A 2,230-nucleotide genomic window follows, 5' to 3' on the forward strand; every position below is an offset into this window, starting at 1 on the left:
GTGGAATTTAGGGCTAATCTACGTCAGCCCCTTAGATTATCAAACGCCTATTTACACTTGTGGCATCAGTTATGTCGGTCGTGATGAAGCCGCGATCAAAGCCCAACAGGAACAAGCCCGTGAACATGCAGCGCGTTTGATTGCTCAAATTAAAGCCATTGCAGCCTAATTGTTAACCCTTTTATTTATTATCAAGGAGAAATTATGTACATCATCGACATTACTGTAAACGAAGACATTACCCCCGAACAACACGAGGAACTATTTCCAAAACATGCCGCATGGTTTGCCAAATACCATCAAGCCGGCAATTTTCTGATTATTGGTCCATTTACTGAACGTGAACGTGCCGGTGTGATTATCGCACAAACGCAAGATCGCGCAGAGTTAGAGCATATTTTGGCGGAAGACTCGTACTATCCAAACTTGGCGACTTATGTGATTAGTGAATTTACACCGAAAATGGTGGCTACAAATATTGAGCAATTCAAAGCCTAAGCGAAAAAGATGAAAAAATTGACCGCACTTTTAGGAGTTATCATGGCATTAAACACACAAGCTGCCTATCAGGCTCATCGCGAAACCCCACATTTTAAAGACTATTTGAAACAAACCGACAAGATGATTGCCGATAAACACTAGACCGCTATTCAGACAGCCTATTTAGGCAATCAAGGTCAATTACACTTTATCCGTTAATTAAGGAGGATATTATGCAAAACATAGCAAACAAAGTTGTCATCATCACTGGCGCATCTAGCGGACTGGGTGCTGAAACCGCTCGCCATTTGGTACAAGCTGGGGCAAAAGTCATCTTAGGGGCGCGCAGTCTAGATCGTTTACATGCCCTTGCCGATGAGTTAAGTCTTTCCCACGATCATTGTGTACAAATGGATGTCACCAAATTAGACGAGGTACAAACCTTGGCGCAGCGAGCATTAGATCTATACGGGCGTATTGATGTATTGCTCAACAACGCCGGCGTCATGCCACTTTCCTTGTTGGAAGAATTGAAAGTGGATGAATGGAATCAAATGATCAACATCAATATCAAGGGCGTCTTACATGGCATTGCAGCTGTTTTACCGACCATGAAAACACAAAAGAGCGGTCAGATCATCAATGTTTCTTCCGTAGCCGGACACGTTTGGGGGCCATTATGTGCTGTTTATTCTGCGACCAAAACCGCGGTACGCGCTATTTCGGAAAGCCTACGCAAGGAAGTTAAACCTTACAATTTGCGCACTACTATTCTCTGCCCGGGTGCAGTTGAAAGCGAATTAAAACATGGCAGCAGCTCTGAAATGGCTAGCGGCGCAATGGAGAACTTCTATGCTCACAATGAGATTCCTGCATCTAGCTTTGCCCGAACAGTCCTGTTCGCAATCAGTCAACCTGAAGAAGTGGACATAAATGAAATCATCTTCCGCCCTACTCGCCAGGAAGTTTGATAACTGTTTGAAATAAAAAAGGTGAGCAAGAATGCTCACCTTCTAAACTAATATTCCCCCAATTAACCGAATACTTTTTCCAAGTGTGCTTGGTAATCGGCTAAGTATTGTTCTACTTGTGGGTTTTTAATCACATCGTTACATCAGCTTGATTACTGTTTTCAGCTACTGGGTTCCCTACTCTTCGTTGGCATTTGTTTGCTCCTCACTCTATTTAACTATATTGACAAACTTCTTCTCAAAGAAGGTGAAGGTACTTGAGACAGTAAAAGCTCTATCCCCTATTCCAATCTTTGACAATTAAGTGGTAGTATCGAGAAACTGTACATCACTCCCGCCAACACCCATGAGTGCAAACACCTGTCGCCTTTGTTGGAAGGCATTACCGAACGACCATCTATTCCGACAAAGGTTATGACAGTGAGGAAAACCGGCAACATCTGAAAGAGCATCAGCTGTTAGACGGCATTATGCGCAAAGCCCACCGCAACCGTCCGCTGACGGAAGCGCAAACCAAACGTAACCGATATTTGTCGAAGACCCGTTATGTGGTCGAACAAAGCTTCGGTACGCTGTACCGTAAATTCCGCTACGCCCGGGCAGCCTATTTTGGTCTGCTCAAAGTGAGTGCGCAAAGCCATCTGAAGGCGATGTGTTTAAACCTGTTGAAAGCGGCTAACAGGCTAAGTGTGCCTGTTGCCGCCTAAAAGGCGGCCCGGATGTCTGATTATCAGGTATCCGGGGAGGATTAAGGGGGTATTTGGGTAGAATCAGTGGAT

The 2,230-nt window shown here is 44.5% G+C and carries 2 protein-coding genes and 1 pseudogene; all 3 read left to right on the plus strand.

Going from position 1 to position 2,230, the window contains the following annotated elements:
• Nucleotides 1-204: 204 nt before the first annotated feature.
• Nucleotides 205-498, plus strand: coding sequence for a YciI family protein (locus HMPREF2661_RS08925; protein WP_049323299.1), 294 nt, complete (start codon nt 205-207; stop codon nt 496-498).
• Between the two features lie 215 nt (nt 499-713).
• Entirely contained in the window at nt 714-1,451 is a 738-nt protein-coding gene (locus tag HMPREF2661_RS08930; RefSeq protein WP_234398626.1) for an SDR family oxidoreductase, read from the plus strand.
• Between the two features lie 312 nt (nt 1,452-1,763).
• Nucleotides 1,764-2,158: pseudogene (locus tag HMPREF2661_RS11275) on the plus strand (transposase); the annotation flags it as partial.
• Nucleotides 2,159-2,230 lie beyond the last annotated feature (72 nt).

Source organism: Neisseria sp. HMSC061B04, assembly GCF_001836705.1.
Taxonomy (GTDB): Bacteria; Pseudomonadota; Gammaproteobacteria; order Burkholderiales; family Neisseriaceae; genus Neisseria.